This window comes from Hydrogenophaga sp. GW823-FHT04C09, from assembly GCF_058796355.1.
Genome location: NZ_JBXAIO010000001.1, coordinates 485,961 through 505,328, shown reverse-complemented (window position 1 = coordinate 505,328; position 19,368 = coordinate 485,961). Strand labels below are relative to the sequence as shown.

General features: G+C 67.6%; 22 protein-coding genes. 10 read left to right on the top strand and 12 right to left on the bottom strand.

What is annotated here, in order from left to right; genetic code table 11:
• Positions 1 to 33: 33 nt before the first annotated feature.
• On the top strand, positions 34 to 1,092 hold the full coding sequence (locus AC1Q9M_RS02210) for a maleylacetate reductase (RefSeq protein ID WP_492432204.1): 1,059 nt from the start codon (positions 34 to 36) through the stop codon (positions 1,090 to 1,092).
• 2 nt (positions 1,093 to 1,094) lie between these two features.
• Here the strand turns inward: AC1Q9M_RS02210 and AC1Q9M_RS02205 are convergent, their stop codons facing one another.
• Genes AC1Q9M_RS02205 through AC1Q9M_RS02195 form a run of 3 tightly spaced genes read right to left on the bottom strand, consistent with a single transcriptional unit; the run spans position 1,095 to position 3,073 of the window.
• Complete coding sequence (locus AC1Q9M_RS02205) at positions 1,095 to 1,613, bottom strand: class IV adenylate cyclase (protein ID WP_492432202.1); 519 nt, start codon at positions 1,611 to 1,613, stop codon at positions 1,095 to 1,097.
• Between the two features lie 22 nt (positions 1,614 to 1,635).
• Entirely contained in the window at positions 1,636 to 2,118 is a 483-nt protein-coding gene (locus AC1Q9M_RS02200) for a GNAT family N-acetyltransferase (RefSeq protein WP_492432200.1), read from the bottom strand.
• Positions 2,119 to 2,143: 25 nt separating this feature from the next.
• Positions 2,144 to 3,073 carry a LysR family transcriptional regulator gene (locus tag AC1Q9M_RS02195; RefSeq protein WP_382158600.1) on the bottom strand — a complete coding sequence of 310 codons (930 nt, stop codon included), beginning with the start codon at positions 3,071 to 3,073 and terminating at the stop codon, positions 2,144 to 2,146.
• Between the two features lie 103 nt (positions 3,074 to 3,176).
• On the opposite strand from AC1Q9M_RS02195, the gene AC1Q9M_RS02190 reads away from it, so the two are divergent.
• The 5 genes from AC1Q9M_RS02190 (at position 3,177) to AC1Q9M_RS02170 (ending at position 6,692) form a co-directional block, all read left to right on the top strand.
• On the top strand, positions 3,177 to 4,031 hold the full coding sequence (locus AC1Q9M_RS02190) for an intradiol ring-cleavage dioxygenase (RefSeq protein WP_492432198.1): 855 nt from the start codon (positions 3,177 to 3,179) through the stop codon (positions 4,029 to 4,031).
• On the top strand, positions 4,028 to 4,330 hold the full coding sequence (locus AC1Q9M_RS02185) for a Dabb family protein (RefSeq protein ID WP_382158596.1): 303 nt from the start codon (positions 4,028 to 4,030) through the stop codon (positions 4,328 to 4,330). Before AC1Q9M_RS02190 ends, AC1Q9M_RS02185 begins: the two co-directional genes overlap by 4 nt.
• Before the next feature lie 29 nt (positions 4,331 to 4,359).
• Complete coding sequence (locus AC1Q9M_RS02180) at positions 4,360 to 4,995, top strand: nuclear transport factor 2 family protein (RefSeq protein WP_492432196.1); 636 nt, start codon at positions 4,360 to 4,362, stop codon at positions 4,993 to 4,995.
• Positions 4,996 to 5,059: 64 nt separating this feature from the next.
• Positions 5,060 to 6,079 (top strand): Bug family tripartite tricarboxylate transporter substrate binding protein, encoded by a 1,020-nt coding sequence (locus AC1Q9M_RS02175; RefSeq protein ID WP_492432194.1) that lies wholly within the window; start codon positions 5,060 to 5,062, stop codon positions 6,077 to 6,079.
• 31 nt (positions 6,080 to 6,110) lie between these two features.
• On the top strand, positions 6,111 to 6,692 hold the full coding sequence (locus AC1Q9M_RS02170) for a malonic semialdehyde reductase (RefSeq protein ID WP_382158590.1): 582 nt from the start codon (positions 6,111 to 6,113) through the stop codon (positions 6,690 to 6,692).
• Positions 6,693 to 6,716: 24 nt separating this feature from the next.
• Here AC1Q9M_RS02170 and AC1Q9M_RS02165 read toward each other — a convergent pair whose 3' ends face one another.
• A complete protein-coding gene (locus AC1Q9M_RS02165) occupies positions 6,717 to 7,712 on the bottom strand; it encodes an alpha/beta hydrolase family protein (RefSeq protein WP_492432192.1) in 996 nt (331 codons plus the stop codon).
• 136 nt (positions 7,713 to 7,848) lie between these two features.
• Positions 7,849 to 8,862, bottom strand: coding sequence for a phosphotransferase enzyme family protein (locus tag AC1Q9M_RS02160; protein WP_492432190.1), 1,014 nt, complete (start codon positions 8,860 to 8,862; stop codon positions 7,849 to 7,851).
• Here AC1Q9M_RS02160 and AC1Q9M_RS02155 point away from each other — a divergent pair.
• Positions 8,861 to 9,673, top strand: coding sequence for a hypothetical protein (locus AC1Q9M_RS02155; protein ID WP_492432188.1), 813 nt, complete (start codon positions 8,861 to 8,863; stop codon positions 9,671 to 9,673). The genes AC1Q9M_RS02160 and AC1Q9M_RS02155 overlap by 2 nt on opposite strands.
• A 447-nt stretch (positions 9,674 to 10,120) precedes the next feature.
• Here the strand turns inward: AC1Q9M_RS02155 and AC1Q9M_RS02150 are convergent, their stop codons facing one another.
• On the bottom strand, positions 10,121 to 10,837 hold the full coding sequence (locus AC1Q9M_RS02150; RefSeq protein ID WP_492432186.1) for a hypothetical protein: 717 nt from the start codon (positions 10,835 to 10,837) through the stop codon (positions 10,121 to 10,123).
• Positions 10,838 to 11,337: 500 nt separating this feature from the next.
• Between AC1Q9M_RS02150 and AC1Q9M_RS02145 the strand changes: the two genes are divergently transcribed.
• The gene (locus AC1Q9M_RS02145) at positions 11,338 to 11,754 is read left to right on the top strand and encodes an NYN domain-containing protein (RefSeq protein WP_382324315.1); all 417 of its coding nucleotides are present in this window, start codon (positions 11,338 to 11,340) and stop codon (positions 11,752 to 11,754) included.
• 30 nt (positions 11,755 to 11,784) lie between these two features.
• Here the strand turns inward: AC1Q9M_RS02145 and AC1Q9M_RS02140 are convergent, their stop codons facing one another.
• Both AC1Q9M_RS02140 and AC1Q9M_RS02135 read right to left on the bottom strand, forming a co-directional pair.
• Complete coding sequence (locus AC1Q9M_RS02140) at positions 11,785 to 12,411, bottom strand: LysE family translocator (RefSeq protein WP_492432184.1); 627 nt, start codon at positions 12,409 to 12,411, stop codon at positions 11,785 to 11,787.
• Positions 12,412 to 12,440: 29 nt separating this feature from the next.
• Positions 12,441 to 12,692 (bottom strand): hypothetical protein, encoded by a 252-nt coding sequence (locus AC1Q9M_RS02135; protein WP_382324316.1) that lies wholly within the window; start codon positions 12,690 to 12,692, stop codon positions 12,441 to 12,443.
• A 161-nt stretch (positions 12,693 to 12,853) separates the two neighbouring features.
• Here AC1Q9M_RS02135 and AC1Q9M_RS02130 point away from each other — a divergent pair, with 161 nt between their 5' ends.
• A complete protein-coding gene (locus AC1Q9M_RS02130) occupies positions 12,854 to 14,398 on the top strand; it encodes a methyl-accepting chemotaxis protein (protein WP_382324318.1) in 1,545 nt (514 codons plus the stop codon).
• Positions 14,399 to 14,409: 11 nt separating this feature from the next.
• Here the strand turns inward: AC1Q9M_RS02130 and AC1Q9M_RS02125 are convergent, their stop codons facing one another.
• The 4 genes from AC1Q9M_RS02125 to AC1Q9M_RS02110 form a co-directional block, all read right to left on the bottom strand.
• Positions 14,410 to 15,528: a saccharopine dehydrogenase family protein gene (locus AC1Q9M_RS02125; RefSeq protein ID WP_492432181.1), complete on the bottom strand. Its 1,119-nt coding sequence runs from the start codon at positions 15,526 to 15,528 to the stop codon at positions 14,410 to 14,412.
• 25 nt (positions 15,529 to 15,553) lie between these two features.
• Complete coding sequence (locus AC1Q9M_RS02120) at positions 15,554 to 15,952, bottom strand: response regulator (protein ID WP_382158574.1); 399 nt, start codon at positions 15,950 to 15,952, stop codon at positions 15,554 to 15,556.
• A 142-nt stretch (positions 15,953 to 16,094) separates the two neighbouring features.
• A complete protein-coding gene (locus AC1Q9M_RS02115; RefSeq protein ID WP_382158573.1) occupies positions 16,095 to 16,736 on the bottom strand; it encodes a response regulator in 642 nt (213 codons plus the stop codon).
• 21 nt (positions 16,737 to 16,757) lie between these two features.
• Positions 16,758 to 18,842, bottom strand: a complete 2,085-nt coding sequence (locus AC1Q9M_RS02110) for a PAS domain S-box protein (protein WP_492432178.1) — start codon at positions 18,840 to 18,842, stop codon at positions 16,758 to 16,760.
• A 339-nt stretch (positions 18,843 to 19,181) separates the two neighbouring features.
• Between AC1Q9M_RS02110 and AC1Q9M_RS02105 the strand changes: the two genes are divergently transcribed.
• Positions 19,182 to 19,307, top strand: a complete 126-nt coding sequence (locus AC1Q9M_RS02105; RefSeq protein ID WP_492432176.1) for a hypothetical protein — start codon at positions 19,182 to 19,184, stop codon at positions 19,305 to 19,307.
• Positions 19,308 to 19,368 lie beyond the last annotated feature (61 nt).

Below are 19,368 nucleotides of genomic sequence, written 5' to 3'. Positions count from 1 at the left end.
GGGAACGACGCATCAAGATAGGGACAAAAAGGCATGAAATCATTCGTCTACCAGAACCTGCCGGCGCGCGTGGTCTTCGGTGCCGGCTCGCTGGCCCAGCTGCCGCGCGAAATGGACGCCCTGGGGGCGGCGCGCGCGCTGGTGCTCAGCACGCCCGAGCAACGCGCCTCGGCCGAACGCGTGGCCGAACTGCTCGGCGCGCGCGCCGCCGGCATCTTCGACCGCGCGGTGATGCACGTGCCGATCGAGACCGCGCGCGAAGCCCGCGAGGTGGCGCGCCAGCTGGGCGCGGACTGCGCCGTGGCCATCGGCGGCGGCTCCACCACCGGCCTGGGCAAGGCCATCGCGCTCGACTCGGGCCTGCCCATCGTCGCCATCCCCACCACCTACGCGGGTTCGGAGATGACGCCCATCTACGGCATCACCGAAGCCGGCCTGAAGAAAACCGGCAAGGACCCGCGCGTGCTGCCGCGCACGGTGATCTACGACCCCGAGCTGTCCCTGGGCCTGCCCGTGGCAATGAGCGTGACCAGCGGCATCAACGCCATCGCGCACGCGGCCGAAGGCCTGTACGCGACCGACGCCAACCCCATCATCGACCTCATGGCCGAAGAGGGCATCGCCGCACTGGGCCGTGCGCTGCCGCGCATCCGCGCGCAGCCGGCGGACGCCGAGGCGCGGTCCGACGCCCTGTACGGCGCCTGGCTCTGCGGCACCGTGCTCGGCGCGGTGGGCATGGCCCTGCACCACAAGCTCTGCCACACCCTGGGCGGCAGCTTCAACCTGCCGCACGCCGAGACGCACACCATCGTGCTGCCGCACGCCCTGGCCTACAACGCGGCGGCGGCCCCGCAAGCGATGGAACGCATCCGCCGCGCCCTGGGCGGCGCGAGCGCGGCGCAGGCCGTGCACGACCTCGCCAAGGCCAACGGTGCGCCGGTGGCGCTGAAGGACATCGGCATGAAAGCCGAGGACCTGGACAAGGCCTGCGAGATCGCGATGAGCAACCAGTACCCGAACCCGAGGCCGCTGGAGGCGGGGGCGATCCGGCGCTTGTTGCAGGATGCGTTCGAGGGCACGCGGCCTTCCTGAGGCTAGCGCTGGCCCTGCGCCAGCAGATCCACATACGCCCCGCCCACCAACTGCGACGGCGCCACGCCCAGTTCCTTCATCAGGCGGTGCGCCTCCTGCACACCCGCTTCCAGCGCTTCGCCGTCTTCGAGCACCACCTCCAGTTCGAGGAAGTCGCCCAGGCCTTGCACCTTGTCGAGGTGGATGCGGGTGCGCCCCAGCAGGTACAGCGTGCGGTCCTTGATGACGCGGCCGATCTCGCCGTGCGCCAGCGTGAGGGCTTCGCGCAGGCTGGCCGGGCTGGCGGTGGGTGAGCGCACGTAGAACGATTCCTTGGGGCCTTGCCGGTCGGTGCGGCGGTAGAAGATCAGCTCACCCTCCGTTTCTGAAAACACGCGCAGCTTGAGGCGGCCGTTGTCGCAGCGGAAGAAGGTGTCGTCCTGCGCGATGGCGATGGGGCCATGGTCGGCCATGGCGGCGGCTTTGGCGGCGACGGCGCTGAAGTTGTCCAGGCGGGCTTTGATCTCGACGTTTCTCGGCATGGTGGGGGCGATGGCGGGGTGGTCAGGCCGCGGCCTGGGGTGGTGCAAGGAGTTTGCGCATCAAGGCGTTCGGGATGATGACACCCGCGCGCACGGGAAAGCGCTGCTCCACGACCTCGAACCCGAAGCGGGCGAAGAAGGGCTGTGCGGTTCGGCTGACGTCCGCCGTGAGTTCGGTGATGCCCTGGCGGGCCGCCTCTTCGTGAATGCGCGCCATGAGGCGGCGGCCCACCCCCTGGCGAGGAAAGTCGGCGGACACGAAGAAGTGATCGATGTAGCCGCTGGGTTGCAGGTCCGCATAACCGGCGATCACGCCATCGACCTCGGCCACGAAGGGCCGAAGGTGGCGCATCTTGATGGCCCACGGCCCCGGGTCCTGCCGGTCCGGCGCCCAGGCCTGGACCTGCTCGGGCGTGTAGTCGCGCGAAGCCACGCGGTGGATGGCCTCGCGGTGCACGCGGTAGAGGGCCGCTTCGTCGCCGGGCTGGAAAGGGCGGATGTTCATCGTGCGATGGCGCTCTGCGAGACGGTCAGTAGACGGAGAAGCGGCCCGTCCACTTGCGCTCGTAGTCCATCTTCTCGAAGTGCGCGGCCATGAAGTCGATGAAGGTGCGCACCTTGGCGCTGAGGTGCTTGCGGCTGGGGTAGGCCAGGTTGACGGTGAGGCGGGGCAGATCCCAGTCGTCGAGCATGGGCACCAGGCGGCCGGCGACGATGTCGTCGTAGACGATGTAGCTGGGCTGGACCAGGATGCCCATGCCGTCGAGCGCGGCGGCGCGCAGGATCTGGCCGTCGTTGCTCTCCAGCAGGCCCTTCACGTTGACGGTCTGCTGCTCGTCGCCGCGCGTGAAGCGCAGTTCGTTGGGGTTGTTGGCGTGCGTGTAGATCAGCAGCTTGTGCCGGTGCAGGTCGTCGATGGTGCGCGGCACGCCGTGGCGCGACAGGTAGGCTGGCGACGCCGTGAGGATGCGCCGCGTGCCCGCGAGCCGGCGGATGGTGATGTTGGAGTCGGGCTCGTATTCGCGGTTGCGGATCGCCACGTCGATGTTGTTGTCGATGATGTCCAGGTAGCGGTTGGCCGCTTCCACGTGCACCGACACATTGGGGTAGCGCTCGGTGTACTCGCGCAGCAGCGGCGCGATGTGGTGCATGGAGAACGAGAGCGAGGCGGTGACGCGCAGCACGCCGGTGGGGTTGAGCGCGGCCGCGTTCACGGTGGACTCGGCGTCGCGCAGGTCGGCCAGGATGGCGCGCGAGCGCTGGAAGAACTCCTGCCCCGTGTCGGTGAGGTAGAGGCGGCGCGTGTTGCGCTCCACCAGGCGCACGCCCAGGCGCGTCTCCAGCGCGGCCAGGTGGCGGCTCGCGCTGGCGTTGGACAAATTGAGCAGCTCGGCCGCGCGGCTCAGGCTGCCGGTCTCGGCCACCTGCACGAACAGTTCGATCTCGGTCCAGCGGTCCATGGTCTCCTCTTTGTTGCGCCTGACGAAAAAGTCATTTTTGTCTCAGGTCTTTTTCGGGGTCTCCCAAGGCCGTACATTGTGCCGGCACTCCCGGAGACCACGCTTGAGAAACCTTGACCAGTACAACATCACCCAGGCGGTGCTCGCGCGCATGGCGAACACGCCAGACCCGCGCCTCAAACAGATCATGACCAGCCTGGTGCAGCACCTGCACGCCTTCGCGCGCGAAGTGAAGCTGACCGAGGCCGAGTGGAAGGCCGGCATCGACTTCCTCACCGCCACCGGCCACAAATGCACCAACCAGCGGCAGGAATTCATCCTGCTCTCGGACGTGCTCGGCCTGTCCATGCTGACGGTGGCGCAGAACAACGACAAGCCCGCCGGCTGCACCGAGGCCACGGTGTTCGGGCCCTTCCACGTGGAAGGCGCGCCGCACTACGAGCATGGCGCCGACGTGGCCAACGGCGCGGCCGGCACGCCCTGCCTGGTGCGCGGCAGCGTGCGCGGGCTCGACGGCGCGCCGGTGGCCGATGCCGTGATCGACGTGTGGCAGGCCGACGCCGATGGCATGTACGACGTGCAGCGCACCGACCTGCCCGAGGCCCAGGGCCGGGGCGTGCTGCGCAGCGGCCCCGACGGGCGTTTCCACTTCCAGAGCGTGGTGGCCGAGCCGTACCCGATTCCCGACGACGGCCCGGTGGGCGACATGCTGCGCGCCACCGGCCGCCACCCCTGGCGCCCGGCGCACCTGCATTTCATGATCCAGGCGCCCGGCTACGAAACGCTGGTGACGCACGTGTTCCGCGACGGGGGCGAGTACCTCGACTCGGATGTGGTGTTCGGCGTGCGCCAGTCCCTGGTGGCCGACTGGGTGCGGCAGCCCGATGGCACCCACACGCTGGACTTCGACTTCGTGCTCAACCGGGCCCAGCCCGCCACCGCCGCACGCGCCACATGATCAAACACATCGTCATGTGGAACGTGCACGGCGAGACCGCCGTGGCCAAGGCGCACAACGCGCAGCGGCTCAAACGGGCCTTCGAGGGCCTGCGCGAGCAGATCCCCGGCCTGCTGCGGCTGGAGATCGGCCTGGACGAAAGCGGCGTGGACTACGCCTGCGACGCCGTGCTCTACGCCGAATTCGAGTCGCGCCAGGCGCTCGACGACTACGCCCACCACCCCGCGCACACCCGCGTGCGCCACGAACTGGAGGGCGTGCGCACCGCGCGCCACCAGGTCGACTTCGAAACCCTTTGAATCACCGCAACCCCCCGAGGAGACAAGCCATGATCGAACAACAACTCAAAGACGAACTGCTGATCCGGCAGATGGTGGAGCGCTGGGCCGTGTGGCGCGACGCCGGCGACTGGGAGCGCTTCGCCACCGTGTGGCACCCCCGGGGCGTGATGATGGCCACCTGGTTCCAGGGACCGTTCGCCGACTTCATCCGCGTCACGCAGGAAGGCTGGGCCAAGGGCGTGAGCATCCTGCACTTCCTGGGCGGCTCGGCGATCGAGGTGGCGGGCGACCGCGCCATCGCCCAGACCAAGATGACCATCTCGCAGCGCGGCATGGTCGACGGCGCCAACGGCCCCGTGATGTGCGACGTGGTCTGCACCGGCCGCTTCTACGACTTCGTGGTGCGCGAAAAAGGCGAGTGGAAGCTGCTGCACCGCCAGCCCATCTACGAAAAAGACCGCATCGACCCGATCGATTCCACCGCCGTGCTCGCGCTCGACCAGGAAGCCCTGGCCAGGATGCCCGAGGGCTACCGCCACCTGGCCTACATCCAGACCCGCATCGGCTACACGGTGAAGATGGACATGCCCATGCTCAAGGGCCACGAGGTGGACGAGCTCTACCGCCGTGGCGCGCGCTGGCTGGCCGGCGGCGAGCTGGAGCGCGAAGTGAACCCGGGCTGAGTTTCATGCGGCGGGCGCGGGCCGCTGTCCAACCGCGTCAGACACCACAACAAGGAGACAAGACATGAACGCACTCGATCCGACGTGCGGGGGACCGGCTTCGCCGCTTCGCCGCCAACTGCTCGCCGCCGTGCCGGCCGCCGCCCTCGCTTCCCTGGCCCCGGCCGCCGCCTGGGCGCAGGCCGACTACCCCAACCGGCCCCTGCGCGTGATCGTGCCGCAACCGCCCGGTGGTGGCTTCGACTTCGTGGGCCGCGCGCTCGCCGATCGCCTCGCCCAGCCGCTCGGCCAGCCCGTGGTGGTGGAGAACCGCACCGGCTCGGGCACCGTGGTGGGCACCGACGCCGCCGCCAAGGCCGCGCCCGACGGCTACACCTTGCTCACCGGCTCGGTGTCGAACATGGTCCTGAACATGGGCCTGTACAAGAACCTCTCGTACGACAGCCTCAAGGACTTCGAACCCGTGGGCCTGGCCGTGAGCTACAGCTACACGCTGCTCGGCCGCAACAGCCTGCCGTTCAACAACCTGGCCGGCCTGGTGGCCTATGCCAAGGCCAACCCCGGCAAGCTCACCTACGCCTCGGCCGGCAACGGCTCGGGCCAGCACGTCATCGCCGCGGCGCTGTGGAGCCTGGCGGGCGTGGACATCGTGCACGTGCCCTACCGGGGCGCGCAGCCGGCGTACGCCGACCTGCTCGGCGACCGCGTGGACCTGTTCTTCGACCTCACGCCCACCACCCGCGCGCACGTGGACACCGGCAAGCTCAAGGCCATCGCGGTCTCCAGCGCCGAACGCAACCCCATGCAGCCCACGGTGCAGACCATCAACGAGTCCGGCACCGTCAAGCTCGAACTGGAATCGTGGTTCGGCTACTTCGCGCCCAGCAAGACCCCGCCCGAGGTGCTGGCGCGGCTGCGCACGGAACTGGCGAAAATCATCGCCACGCCTGAGCTTCAGGACACCTTCCGCAAGGCGGGCGGTTCGCCCATGAAAATCAGCGTGGCCGACACCAAGACCATGCTGGCACGGGACGTGCAGCGCTGGACCGGCCTCATCAAAGCCGCCAACATCAGTTTGGACTGAGTTTTTCTTCTTCTACTTTCTGCCTCACACCATGACCCTCGACGCGTTAGCCCTCGACCAGATCTTCCTCAAGGCGCGCACCGCCAACACCTTCCTCGACAAGCCCGTGCCCGACGAGCTGCTCAAGCAGGTGTACGACATTGCCCGCATGGGGCCCACCTCGATGAACACGCAGCCGGCGCGCTACGTGTTCCTCAAGACGCCCGAGGCGCGCGCGCGCCTGCTGCCCGCGCTCTCGCCGGGCAACCTGGACAAGACGCGCGTGGCGCCGGTCACGGTCATCGTGTGTGCCGACACCCGCTTCCACGAGTTCATGCCCCAGGTGTGGCACCGTGAAGGCGCGAAGGAAAACTTCGAGAGCAACCCCGCGCTGAGCGAAGCCACGGCCACCCGCAACAGCACGCTGGGCGGGGCGTACTTCATCATCGCGGCGCGCGCGCTGGGTCTGGACTGCGGACCCATGAGCGGCGTGGACCTGGCCAAGGTGAACGCCGAGTTCTTCCCCGACGGGCGCTGGCGCGCGAACTTCCTGATCAACCTCGGGTACGGGGATGGCAAGGTGTTCGACCGCAATGCGAGGTTGAGTTTCGAGCAGGCTTGTCAGGTGCTTTGAGCGCGGCGGTCGTCGCGCACGGAATCAATGTGCCCGCAGTGTCTTGCTGAAAAAACCGACGACCGCTGCATTGAAGCGTGCATGAAATTCGACCCGATCGAAACCAGGAGCGCTGGTGCAAATGGGGGGTGCGATCGACGCCAGCGCGCTGCTGCACGGTGCCAGGAAGTCAAAGTGGCCGGCCTTGGGGACGAGGTGGTACTCCGGTGCCTGCGGCAATGCGAGCCGGACCGCTTCGGCGTAGCGCGGATGTGGAAGGATGGCGTCGTCCTCGGCGCGCCAGAGCTGTACGGGCACCTTGACGTTCTTGAGCCCATCGGGTGCGAAGCTGAAGCCGAGCGCAGGCGCGGCCACCACAGCGGCCTTGATCCGAGGGTCTGCCGCGTTGGCGATGGCGGACGCGGTGGGCGGGGAGACGTTGCTGCCGCCGTTCTTCGCCAGGAGCTGGCATACAAAGTCGCCGGGGTATTGGCGGCACACCGGCTCGATCTTTGAAAAGTCGGGCACCCCACCGATGTTCGCGAGCGTGGTGAAGCCGCCGGCGGAGAAGCCAAACATGCCGACGCGCGCCGGGTCGATCGCCGCACGACCATCCCAGCTCGCCAGCATGTGGTTGATCACCTGGCTGATCTGCCGGGGGCGGTCCATGATGTCGACGGCGCGACTCTGATCGGCGTAGTTGTCGCCCGTGTGCGTGACGGCCGCCACCACGAAGCCGGCGTCGGCCAGCGCCATGGCCGTATCGAAGTGCCCGAGAAACGAGCCGCCAGTGCCATGCGAGATCAACACCAGCGGCAGTGCCTTGCCTTGCACCGGCCCTTTGACGGCCACGCTCATCGTTGTCGGGCCCATCGCCACGGGCAGGACCGCGGCCGAACTCGGGTACCAGATGCCGATTTCGAGTGGCTTGCCGTCCGGGTCCGCGGCAAATCCATGCTGAAAACCGGCGGCGTGGGCGCAGGCACCGGTCAGCGCCAGGGTGAGGACCACGGAGAACCGTTTTGTGTTGAGCGTTTTCATGTGGCGCGAGCCTCGGTTGGAATGACGTTCGCGATTATCTGGACGGGGCGTCCACGGGTCTCGCGTCTTGCGACGAAGTGCGGATTCTCTTCGCCAAACACCCTCGGTGCTGCGCCAGCGGAACCAGCGCAGTCCATCAGGTGCGCATGTCCAGCCCTCGCCAGGCCTCGAACACCTCTCCCTGCTTCTGCATCCAGTCCACCGGCATCGAATTCGTTCCCCAGTGGTGCAGCCGCCCGGCGGCCTCGCCCAGGTTCCAGAGGTGCCGCAGCTGCAGGAACAGCGGCAATGCCGCCAGGTCCGCCTCGCTCACCTCGCCGCCGCCTTCGCGGTAGCCGCGCAGGTAGTGCGTCCAGCGCTCGCGCAGGGTGTCGTCGGGCTCCTTGAGGTTTTTGCGGACCATGTGCGACCAGGGCAGCACGCTCAGGTCGTAGGCCAGGAAGCCGGGGCCGGCATCGTCGAAGTCGAAGAACACCGTCTTGCGGGTGCCGGCCGCGTCGGTGTGCACGTGGTTGTTGAAGCCGTGCGTGTCGCCGTGGCAGACGACGCGCGTGAGCCCGCCTTCGGCGGCGGCCAGCTCGTCCAGCAGGCGGTGCACCAGCTGGCTGTAGGTTTCGAGCAAACCGGCGTCCAGGTCCGGGTAGGCCTGCAGGTAGCCCAGGGTTCGGCCGGCGAGGTGGTGGCCGTCCAGCGTATAGCGGCTGGGCGGGCCTGCGTATTCGCGAGCCACCCCGTGGATGTGGGCCAGCGTGCGGCCGGTCAGCTCGATGTCTTCCAGTGTGTCGGGGACGGTGCCTTCGGCATGGCGGAACAGCGCCAGCGCGCGCGGCCCTTCCGGGAACTGAAGCGGGATGTGCGTTTGCCCGTCCGCCGTGAGCATCGGCGCGGCCACGCCCACGCCTTGGGCGTTCAGGTGCATGAGCAGCGAGGCTTCGAATTCGACGTTGAAGTCGCCGCGCGGGCGGATGGAATAGAGGCGCGCCACGCAGCGGCTGCCGTCGGTGGACCGCAGGGCGTAGTTGTCGTTCAGGCCCCGGCGGATCAGGTGGCATTGCCGCACCTCCAGCCCGTGGTGCCGCGCCACCCAGCGCGCGATGGAGGAGGGGGCTGTGGTCGTGTGGGTGGGGATCAGGTCGGGATCGTGGGCCATGGCGCATTGTCTGCGCGGGGCGGCGCCTCGCAAGCACCCGTCGCTGCACGATGAAGCAGAATGCAAGGCGCCAGAGCAGTCAGCACTTCACCAGCTTGCCGATGCGGGAGAACACCCCATGAAAACACCAGCGATCCTGTTTTTCCTTGCACTTTCGTTGCCGCTCACCGCAACGGCTTGCCCGATTGGTATGCAGTTCAACGGGAATGGCTGCAGTCCGCCGTACCAATACAGCATGGACGACTGGATCCGTCAGCAAAGAGACTACGTGGATTCCCTCGGGCCGAAGGGGCCTCCCGCTCAAGGCCTCACGCTGGAGGAAAGCCGCGCCTTGCAAAAAGGACTGGCGGAGCAGGAAAAAGAGCAACAGGAAAAACGGCGGGCGCATGCCAAAGGCCTATGGCATGTGGAGACGAAAGCCACGCCCGAGGGCAACCTGTGCGCGGCGGTGTTTTCCAAATACAAGCTCGACGAAGGTGGCGTCGTGACCATCGTGGGGTTCCAGAAGCCCAAGACCGATGCATGGCTGATTTTTCAGGGTGCAGGGCTGCCCAAACCCCAGAAAGTCGAGAAATTGAGAATCACCCTTCAGCAAGACGACGAACCTGCCCAGACCCTTCAGGTATTCAATTACAGGGAGTCCAGGGAGGTGGGCACGGTGATGTTCGCTGTGCCCGGGCTGGCTGCGGCGCTCGATGGCATGCGCGATCAACAGAGCTTCAAACTGTCGTTGGATGGGAAAACGCTGATGGGCATTCAATGGACGGGCGGCGCGGCGGTGATTGAGAAACTCAGGCAGTGCGCGAAGTGATTCCGATGGCAGTGGTTGGTCGGCGACAGGCTTTTTTAGGCCGTTCCTGCGGGGCAACGATGGCTCTTTTCTGCCATAAGCAGGCATTCGTGGAGAACGTTTATGGGGTGGTTTTGGATCGTGCTCGGCGCTTCCCTCCCATGGGTTGGATGGGATGCTCTCGGGTCACTTGTCACTCGCCAGTTGACGAGACGTGAAGTGGCGGAGAGGGTGTTCGGACCGGGTGCTCCAGATCTGTCCGAGCAGGCGGAGCACTACGCTAGAACCCGAGCGCTGATTCAAGGCTCATCGCTCGCGCAACTGATGGCGATTGTTTTCTGTATCGCCGGTTTGGCTGCCATCGTCTTCGGCATTGCGCTGTTGCTCGAATGAAACCGAACACGCTCGTCCGCTGTGGCAGGCATGTCCTGGAAACGGAGGCCGCAGGGCGCAATCGGCGTGCCTGTGTCAGGGCGCTGCAGCGGCCTTGAGCGGGGAGGACGCCATGAACTGGGTGGCGATGCGTTCGGCCAGCAGGTTCAAGGCGCCGCGGTAGACCGCGTCGACACGCTCGGGCTCGCCCATCAAGACCTCGAACGAGGGGATGTTCGCGGTGTCGGGGGCCATGATCGCCCAGTCCTTGTTGGGTCGGGCATCCACCCCGTAGTAGATCGTGGTGCTGAACGGGTTTTCGGCACCGCTGCGCAGAAAGGAGTGCGCGTCGACGTTGACCTTGGGCGCGAAGCCCATGGTCCCCATGTCGGAGAAGAAGCCCATGGTGTCGAACTGCAGTTGCATGCCGATGTCTTCATCGAACACCAGGGCTTCGAGGTCCACCCCATCCGGGTCGGCCGGGTCGCGGTGTTCAGGCTCGATCAGCCGAACCTGGTAGCCCGCCGCGCGCAGCCGGTCGGCCACCAGCTTGCTGAGGTAGGCCCCGTAAGCGGGCTGGCGAGACTTCGTGAGGGCGGTGAAAGCGCGGGTCTTGTCGCGTGAGTCGGCCCATGCGCCCGCAGAGGCTATCGGGAAGATGAAGACGGCGGCTGTGCGGCTGGTGAGCGTGTACTCGATGGGATCGGCAGCGGGAACGAGGGCGACGCTGCGCACCGGAAAGGTGTCGGCCGCGCGGGCCACGAAGGAGGTGGCGAAAAGGGCCGCGATCAGCAGGGCACGAAGCAGGCGCATGGTAGAGAAGGGGTAGAAAGGAGAAAGGTTCTCCGGGGTGTGGCCGATGGCGGCCATTCTATGCAGGCGGCCTGTGTTCGAAGGAGTCCTGCGTTGCTGCGCAGGCGTATGTCCTGGTCTGCGGCCCGGAAGAAAGGGCTTGCTGCGGACCGCTCGTCGAACGTCCAGTTGCAGCTGATCTGACAATGAAACAGTCCGCTGCACCTGCGGGGATTGGCATAAAGTCTTTTCCGCTCACGAAAAAGGTGAGCCGGGTGTGAGAACCTGTATATCCACGGCAGAGGCCGTAAATACCGACAAGGAATGCGGCCTCTGTCGATCCAGACCGATGTTTTTTTGGCGGCCTGGACGGGAGGCCGCGAGGCCTACCGGTTTTCCGTGGATCCCGGTTCTCACCCCGTTCAGGCCGCCGCCCTTATCCAGGGCGGCGGCTGTTCACCAACGAACAGGGAAGCCACCACATGCCCCGGCTGCAGCACAAGCAACAGAGACTCGCCGTCTTGTTTGACGCGGAAAACGTCTCCTACACACTCACCCGTCCCATCCTGCTGCGCGCCGCGAGTTATGGCGTGCTGGCGGTCAAGCGCGCGTATGCGGACTGGTCCCGGCCGGGCATGAGCCGCTGCAAGAACGTGCTGCTGCACAACGCGATCGAGCCGGTGCAACTCTTTCCCTACGCCATGGGCAAGAACGCCGCCGACATCGTGCTCAGCCTGGACGCGATGTCGCTGGCGAACACGGGCCAGTTCGACGGGGTGTGCCTCGCGTCGTCGGACAGCGACCTCACACCACTGGCCTTCTGCCTGCGGCGCGAGGGTCTGCGCGTTTACGGCTTTGGCGCGCGCCAGACGCCGCGGGCCTTCGTGGCGGCGTGCAACAGCTTCATCTACACGGAGTCGATCGCCATCGCGGCCTGAGCCTGCCCGCTCGTTCGTTCGTTCGTTGATTCAGGCCGCGCGCCGGGCCATCAGGGCCCACACGCCCGCCGCCGTCAGCAGCGAGCCGCCCGCGAGGTGAAAGCGCCGCTGCGCGCGCGGCGAGGTGAGCACCCGGCGCGCCGAGGCCGCGAACACGGCGTACAGCGTGGCGTTGAGCGTGGCCAGCACCACGAAGGTGATGGCCAGCACCCACAGCTGCGGGGCCACCGGCACCGAGGGGCTGATGAACTGGGGCAGGAAGGCCACGAAGAACACGATGCCTTTGGGGTTGAGCGCGGTCACCAGGTAGGTGTTGGCGAACAGGCGCCAGCGCGATTGCGGCGCGGGTGGGGCGGCCAGTTCGGTGGACGAGATGCCCGCGCGCAGCAGCTTGACGCCCAGGTAGATGAGGTACAGGCCGCCGGCCCATTTGATGAGGGTGAACCAGAAGGCCGAGGTGGCGAGCAGCGCGCCCAGGCCGAGCAGCGAGACCGCCAGCGCGGTGGAGTCGCCCAGCGCCACGGCCGCCACCAGCGGCACGTTGGCGCGCCGGCCGTGGGCCATGGAGTAGCTGATGACGGTGAGGATGGTCGGGCCGGGAATGATCAGCATGACGGCCGATGCGGCGACGAAGGCGAGCCAGAGTTCGATGGGCATGGAAGCGTTCCGGTTGGTCCGAGCGTGGTTTAGCCGAGGGTGGTGTCGCTCTGGGCGTGGGCGTCGCCCATGTAGAGCTTGAGGATGGGGCCTTCGCCGTCGTGTTCCCACACGCGGCCACGGATGAGGAATTGCCGGCCACCCAGGCGGACCAGGTCGCCCTGGGCCGGTTGCACCGAGTGGCCTTGCCAGAAGGCGGGCACGGTGATGGGGGTGCGGCGGATCCAGGCCTGGTCTTCCGCGCTGAACACCAGGACCGTGCGCAAGCTCGATGGGCTCATGGGTGTCTCCTTGGGCTGGCTGGCTTTGGGGGGCCGATGAACGGGAGCTTAGCGCAAGCGGGCGGGCCGGGGTGAGCAAAAAAGACATGGTTTCCCCACACAAGACGGCCCCGGGGGCGTCGATACAGCAGACATCTGTCCACACATTCAAGGTATCCGCCATGCGCGTCAACTCTCCCGTTACCCAGCGTGAATACGAGTTCCCCGACAATGCCACGCTGATGTCGACCACCGACACCCAGAGCCACATCACCTACGCCAACGCAGCGTTCGTGGACGTGAGCGGTTTCACGCTGGAGGAGATCCAGCGCCAGCCGCACAACCTGGTGCGGCACCCGGACATGCCCAAGGAGGCGTTCGCCGACATGTGGGCCACGCTCAAGGGCGGTGAGCCCTGGACGGCCCTGGTGAAGAACCGCCGCAAGAACGGTGACCATTACTGGGTGCGGGCCAACGCCACGCCGGTGATCCGCAACGGCCAGACCGTGGGCTACATGTCGGTGCGCACCAAGGCCAGCCGCGAAGAGATTGCCGGCGCCGAGCGGCTCTACGCCGACATGCGCGAGGGCCGCGCCCGCCACCTGAAGCTGCACAAGGGCCTGCTGCTGCGCACCGGGCTGATGGGGCTGACGACCGTGTTCAAGACCATGGGCGTGCGCAGCCGCATCCGCCTGCCGCTGGCGGTGTTGCTGGCCGCTCTTGCTGGCGGCGCCTGGGCGCTGGGGCTGCATGGCATGGAGTGGGCGCAGTTCGCCGGCCTGTCCGCCGTGGGCGTGGGCCTGGCGGGCTGGTTCCTCGAATCACAGCTGGCCGGCCCGCTGGAGTACCTGCGCGAGCAGGCCCTGCGCGTGGCCACGGGCGACACCCACAAGGTGGCGCATATGGACCGGGTGGACGAAATCGGCATGACCATGCGCACCATCAGCCAGCTGGGCCTGATGTTCCGCTGGTTGATCGACGACGTGAGCCAGCAGGTGCTGACGGTGCAGACGGCGGTGACGGAGATCGCCCAGGGCAACAACGACCTGAGCCAGCGCACCGAGCAGGCGGCGTCCAGCCTGCAGCAGACGGCGGCGTCCATGGAGCAGATGACCGCCACCGTGCGCCAGAACGCCGAGACCTCCAGCCAGGCCAACCAGCTCTCGGGCACGGCCAGCGACGCGGCTTCGCGCGGCGGCCATGCGGTGTCCCAGGTGGTGCACACCATGAGCGAGATCACCGAGAGCTCGCGCAAGATCAGCGACATCATCGGCGTGATCGACGGCATCGCCTTCCAGACCAACATCCTGGCGTTGAACGCGGCGGTGGAAGCCGCTCGGGCCGGTGAGCAGGGTCGGGGCTTCGCGGTGGTGGCCGGTGAGGTGCGCAGCCTGGCGCAGCGCAGCGCCGAGGCGGCCAAGGAAATCAAGCAGCTGATCGGCGCCAGCGCGGGCAAGGTGGAGGCCGGCACGCGACTGGTGGACGACGCGGGCAAGACGATGGACGAGATCGTGCAGCAGGTGCAGCGCGTGTCGGACCTCATCAGCGAGATCAGCGCGGCCACGATCGAGCAGAGCGGCGGCATCCAGCAGGTGAGCCAGGCCGTGGGCCACCTCGACCAGGTGACGCAGCAGAACTCGGCCCTGGTGGAGCAGGGTGCCGCCGCCTCACAAAGCCTGCAGCAGCAGACGAAGCGGCTGGTGGAGGCGGTGAGCGTGTTCCGCTGAAACCGGCGCCGTCATGCCTCCTCGACCCGCGTGGTGATGCGCAGGCCGGTGGCGGCTTCATCAAAGTCCTCCAGGGACAGCAGGCCGGTGCACGGCCGGGCGCCGCTCGGCAAGGGCTCGCCGGCCGCCAGTTTCTTCACCAGGGCCCAGGCCGCGAGGGTGGGCACATAGGGCCCGTGGCCCTCGGTAGCGATCAGTTCCCAGGTGCGCGCGATGGGTTGGTCGCGGTGGTCCACCCCTTTGGCCCGCACGTGCATGGCCCCGGCATCGCTGCCCCAGGTCTTGAACAGGTCCGCCGCGCGGGTGAGCAGCCTGGCGTGGGCCGACCAGTCGCGCACCAGGCTCAGTCGCCGGGCCAGCGCCATGAGGTTCATGCCCCGGTGCAGGAAGGCCAGTTCCAGGCCCGCGCCGAACCGCACCGTGGGTGCGCCCGGGTAGCGCGCGGGGAGGAGGCTCAGGTCGGGCACCTCACAGGGTGAGAGCAGCCGCGCCCCGACCGGTGCGCCATACCGATGGCGGTACGACCGCCCCCAGCCGAGTTCGCTGCGGCCGTCGGCGTGCGCGATGGTTTGCCCGCAATAGCTCAGGATGCCTTGCACGGTGGAGAGCCCACGCTCGGTGCGGTTGCCCGGGCTGATGCCGATGTCGATGGAGCGCACCAGCGCCATGCCTCGGCTGAGGTGGTCCGCGGCCGCAGCCGACAGCGCGGGGACGGAGCTGGCGCCGCTGAGCACCAGCACACCGGCCGCTTTGGCCGAGGCGTCCAGGGCGCCGATGCCGGCGACGAAGTCACGGCCGTCGGCCAGATCGATGTAGTGCGTGCCGTGGCGGATGCAGGTCTCGGCCACGTGGTGGTTCTGGCCCTGGAAGGGGCCCGAGGTGTGCACCACCACATCCGGGGTCCACTGCGCCAGGGTCTGTTCGAGAGAGGGGGTATGGACGTCCAGCGCCGCGGCATGAAGCTCCGCGGCGGCGGAGGCCTGGAGCGTTTGAACCAGGGCTTGCGCGGAGGCCGCGTGCCGGCCAGCGACCACGATGCTCAGGCCTTCAAGCCGCGCCAGGCGCTCGACGAGGCGGCTGCCGAAGAAGCCGTATCCCCCTGTCACCAACACCCGGTAGCCGCTGTGCATACCGGAGTCTAGTGCGGGCGCAGGTTCAGTGGGCCGGGGGCGCGAGCACCAGGTGGCGTTGCACCCACCAGCCGATGGCGCGGGGCAGTTCGGACCAGTGCCAGGTGCTGGGCTGGCACTGCACGCAGTTGGCGCCGGGGTCGTCGAAGCTCAACACGTCGAAGTCGGTGTGGGCGAGCGCGAGTTCGCGGCTGAGCATGCAGCCGCTGGCGCGGTCGATGCGGGCGTCCAGGATGGCCAGGGCCGGGGGCGATTGCTGCGCGCGCCGCAGGGCGGCGACGGGGTCAACCGTCCAGTAGATCTGGGTGCTGCGCACCCAGTCGCCGACGAGGCCCCGCACCGTGTCCAGGTATTCGCCACGCGGGCAGACCACCAGCACCTGCAGGGGCTGGGTGTCGAGCGGCGCGGGGAGGGAAACGGTCATCTCAGGCTCCTGTCGGCTGGACGCGAGAAGCCGCGCCGCCATGCAGAGACTGTGCAGCGCATCGGGGGCGCGTGCCTGCGGGGAAAACTGGACGGTGCGGGGCGGAATCACCCGCAAGCCCAGGGCGCCTGTGCGAAAGTCCTCAGTCGTCTTCGGCGCTGATCAGGCCTTCGCGGATGGCCAGGCGCACGAGCGCGGGCAGGTCGCTCACGCCGAGCTTGGCCATGAGCCGGCTGCGGTAGGACTCGACCGTCTTGGGCGAGAGGTGCAGCTGTTCGCCGATGGCCACGCTGGTCAGGCCGCGCACCACGAGCAGGATGACCTGCTGTTCGCGCGCCGAGAGCGATTCGATGCTGCTGGGCGGGGCGTCGCCCATGAGCCCTTCGACCGCCAGTTCGGCCACGCCGATGCCCAGGTACTTGCGGCCCTCGCTCACCGCCGCCACCGCGTCGATCACGTCCCGCGAAGGCGAGCCCTTGAGCACGTAGCCGAAGGCGCCCAGGCGCATCGCTTCGGCCACGTGCCTGGGCTGGGCCGACATGGTCAGCAGGATGGTGCGGGTGCTGAGTTTGCGCCGCTGCAGCTGTTCGAGCAGTTCGAAGCCGGAGCGGTGGGACAGGTGCAGGTCGAGCAGCAGCACGGTGGGCACCAGGCGCACGATGTCCGCGAGCGCGGGGGTGGGCTGATCCGATTCGCCGACCACGTGGTGCCCGGCGCCTTCGAGCACCGCGCGCAGGCCGTCCCTCATCATCGCGTGGTCGTCTACCAGGTATATGTCGCTCATGGCAGTCTCAAGGTGGCGCAATCAGGGTCTTGCGGGTGACAGTTCTCCGGGGGGGATGGCCGGTGGGGTTCCCCAGGTGAGAGAGATGACGGTGCCGCCTTTGGGCAGGCCCTTGGCTTCCATGCGCGCACCGATGGCCAGCGCGCGTTCGCGCATGCCCACGATGCCGAGGTGCCCGGGCCGGCCAGCGGCCATCTTGGGCGTCAGGCCTTTGCCATCGTCGGTCACCTGAAGGTGCAACCACTCGGCTTCGCCATCGACACGCACCACCACCTGGCTCGCGTTGGCGTGCATCACGGCGTTGGCCAGGGCTTCCCGGGCCACCATGAAGGCGGCGTATTCCACGTCGGCGGGCCAGCGCACGTCGCTTGCGGTGGGCGAGATTTTCAGCAGCAGCGCCACCGGCTCGGCATCGGGGGTGCGCGTGTGCACCTCGTTTTCCAGCGCCGCCTGCAGGCCGAGTTCATCCAGCAGCGGTGGACGCAGCTCCACCAGCACCTGGCGCACCTCGGTGTTGGCGGTGTCGATCATGTTGCCCAGCTTGAAGGCGCGCTCTTTGGCCTTGTCGGGCAGGCCGAGCGGGATCATGCCCGTGAGCGCGTCGAACGACAGCCGGATCGCGCCCAGCGTCTGTCCGAGCTGGTCGTGCAGGATCTGGGCCAGCCGGCGCGTGGTCTGTTTTTCCTGATGCAGCAGGCGGCGCGTGAGTTCGGAGAGCTCGAGCTGGTACTGCGCCACGGCGCGCTCGGCGCGCACGCGCTCGGTCACGTCGCGCAGGATGGCGGTGAGCACCTTGTTGCCGCGCACGGTGATCTGCGAGATCGAGGCTTCGAGATTCAGCGTCTGGCCGTCGGCCCGCAGGCCGGTCACGCGCCCCACACCCATGGGGCGTGTGGTGGTGTGGGATTCCGCAAAACGCTGCAGGTGGCCGAGGTGCTGGGCGCGTTGCATCTCCGGCAGCAGGACGTCCAGTGGCTGCCCGATCATGCTGCTCTCGGGGTGGCCGAAGATGCGGGCGGCGGCGGGGTTGAAGAGGCTGATGCGCCCCTGCAGATCCACGCTGATCACCGCATCGCTCGCGGAGTTGATCACCGCGCTCAGCACCTCGCCCTGTTCGCGCAGGTGCTGCTCGGACTGGCTGTAAGGCCGCGCCAGGTGGCGCGAGATCGCGAAACCGGCCAGGCCCAGCAGCAGCGTGGTGATGCCGCCCCAGGTCAGCAGGCTGCGCTCGAGCTGGCGCACGGGCTCGACCGCGGCGCTCAGCGGCTGGTAGCCGACCACCTGCCATGGGGTGCGCAGTTCCGAGTCCCGGGGCTGAATGGCCACGTGCGAGAGGAGGTAGTGCCTGCCTTTGTCGTCCTGCACGGTGTGGGCGTCTTCTTCAGGGCCGGTCAGCAGAACGTTCCATTCGCTGTCGGTCACCGTCGGCCGCTCCCCGATCAGCACGCGCCCGTCGGCGTCGACCAGGGCCAGGTTCAGGGACCGGCGGACCTCTGGCGGCCCCAGCACCTGCTGGCGCAACTGGTCGAAGAAGCGGGCGTCGAGGTGCGCGGCGATCACCCCACGGGTCAGCCCCTGGGTGTCGTAAACGGGCATGGCGATGTCGGCGAGCTCTTCCGGCACCTGCAGACCCCGTTTGCTCAGGGGGTCGCGCAGCGCCACCGGCGGGTGCAGGCTGCCGAACCACAGGCCGTCCCGGCCGTTGGTGAACACCCCGCGATGGGCGATCGAAGTGCCTTCGAGCAGGCGATCGCTGGCCACTTCCACTTCGCCGTGCTCATTGGTCACACCGATCCACACGTAGCTGTTGGTGCTGATCTTCAGGCGCTGTATCTGATCGCGCCAGGTGTCGGTGTGGATGTCGGCCCGGGCCATTTCGCCGAGCAGCTGGAGTTCGACGGTGCGGCGGGCCAGCGAGCGCGAAATCTGGTCCGCGTACAGCTGGGCGGATTGCTCGACACGGGTGCCCGCGCGCTGTTCCAGTTCCTTGGCCACGATGATCTCGGCCAGCAGCAGCGAGAGAACCAGCAACACCAAGGCCACCACCGCGGGCAGCAGCGGCAGTATCCAGGTCAGAACTCGGTCGCGGGGTGCAGCGGTCGTCAAGGGGCTCCCTCTTCTTTTGGGTGGCGCCCTGCCAGCGTATCAGAGCTTGCGAGGTCTTTCGTGTGAAATATCACTCGACAACGGGCCTGTCCGTGGCGAATATGACTTCACTTGCACGAGGCCCTTCATGCGCATCCCCTTGTTGATCATTGGCGCTGTTCTGTGGCACACAGATTTGCATGCGCAGGTGGTCGAGCGGGTGGTTGGGGTGGCGGCAACTCCCTGGTGCGATCTCGCGCGCTGTTTACGCAGCAGGGCGTGACGGTCGCGGTGGTGGACGCGCCTTCGGAGAAGCAGCGCCCTCCGTACCTGAGCGGGTTTCGCCAGCAAGCTGACCATGTGGTCGATGTTCAGGCCGTCATCGCCTGGCCGCGCCCCAGGGGCCGGACGCAGAGCCACCACGGCTTCAACGGCATCGAGGCCGAGGTGGTGGGCCAGACGGTGGCGTGGATGCTGGCGAAATAGAGGCGGGCCGTCACCGCGGTTTCAAGGGGATGGGCTACATTGCGGGCGGTTGCTTCACCCC

What these genes read in the sequence shown, in the direction of transcription:
- AC1Q9M_RS02125 (WP_492432181.1), bottom strand. Translation starts at nt 15,528, where the DNA reads ATGCACAGCGGCTACCGGGTGTTGGTGACAGGGGGATACGGCTTCTTC.
- AC1Q9M_RS02175 (WP_492432194.1), top strand. Translation starts at nt 5,060, where the DNA reads ATGAACGCACTCGATCCGACGTGCGGGGGACCGGCTTCGCCGCTTCGC.
- AC1Q9M_RS02205 (WP_492432202.1), bottom strand. Translation starts at nt 1,613, where the DNA reads ATGCCGAGAAACGTCGAGATCAAAGCCCGCCTGGACAACTTCAGCGCC.
- AC1Q9M_RS02185 (WP_382158596.1), top strand. Translation starts at nt 4,028, where the DNA reads ATGATCAAACACATCGTCATGTGGAACGTGCACGGCGAGACCGCCGTG.
- AC1Q9M_RS02135 (WP_382324316.1), bottom strand. Translation starts at nt 12,692, where the DNA reads ATGAGCCCATCGAGCTTGCGCACGGTCCTGGTGTTCAGCGCGGAAGAC.
- AC1Q9M_RS02155 (WP_492432188.1), top strand. Translation starts at nt 8,861, where the DNA reads ATGGCGCATTGTCTGCGCGGGGCGGCGCCTCGCAAGCACCCGTCGCTG.
- AC1Q9M_RS02210 (WP_492432204.1), top strand. Translation starts at nt 34, where the DNA reads ATGAAATCATTCGTCTACCAGAACCTGCCGGCGCGCGTGGTCTTCGGT.
- AC1Q9M_RS02170 (WP_382158590.1), top strand. Translation starts at nt 6,111, where the DNA reads ATGACCCTCGACGCGTTAGCCCTCGACCAGATCTTCCTCAAGGCGCGC.
- AC1Q9M_RS02120 (WP_382158574.1), bottom strand. Translation starts at nt 15,952, where the DNA reads ATGACCGTTTCCCTCCCCGCGCCGCTCGACACCCAGCCCCTGCAGGTG.
- AC1Q9M_RS02115 (WP_382158573.1), bottom strand. Translation starts at nt 16,736, where the DNA reads ATGAGCGACATATACCTGGTAGACGACCACGCGATGATGAGGGACGGC.
- AC1Q9M_RS02160 (WP_492432190.1), bottom strand. Translation starts at nt 8,862, where the DNA reads ATGGCCCACGATCCCGACCTGATCCCCACCCACACGACCACAGCCCCC.
- AC1Q9M_RS02180 (WP_492432196.1), top strand. Translation starts at nt 4,360, where the DNA reads ATGATCGAACAACAACTCAAAGACGAACTGCTGATCCGGCAGATGGTG.
- AC1Q9M_RS02200 (WP_492432200.1), bottom strand. Translation starts at nt 2,118, where the DNA reads ATGAACATCCGCCCTTTCCAGCCCGGCGACGAAGCGGCCCTCTACCGC.
- AC1Q9M_RS02130 (WP_382324318.1), top strand. Translation starts at nt 12,854, where the DNA reads ATGCGCGTCAACTCTCCCGTTACCCAGCGTGAATACGAGTTCCCCGAC.
- AC1Q9M_RS02195 (WP_382158600.1), bottom strand. Translation starts at nt 3,073, where the DNA reads ATGGACCGCTGGACCGAGATCGAACTGTTCGTGCAGGTGGCCGAGACC.
- AC1Q9M_RS02150 (WP_492432186.1), bottom strand. Translation starts at nt 10,837, where the DNA reads ATGCGCCTGCTTCGTGCCCTGCTGATCGCGGCCCTTTTCGCCACCTCC.
- AC1Q9M_RS02165 (WP_492432192.1), bottom strand. Translation starts at nt 7,712, where the DNA reads ATGAAAACGCTCAACACAAAACGGTTCTCCGTGGTCCTCACCCTGGCG.
- AC1Q9M_RS02140 (WP_492432184.1), bottom strand. Translation starts at nt 12,411, where the DNA reads ATGCCCATCGAACTCTGGCTCGCCTTCGTCGCCGCATCGGCCGTCATG.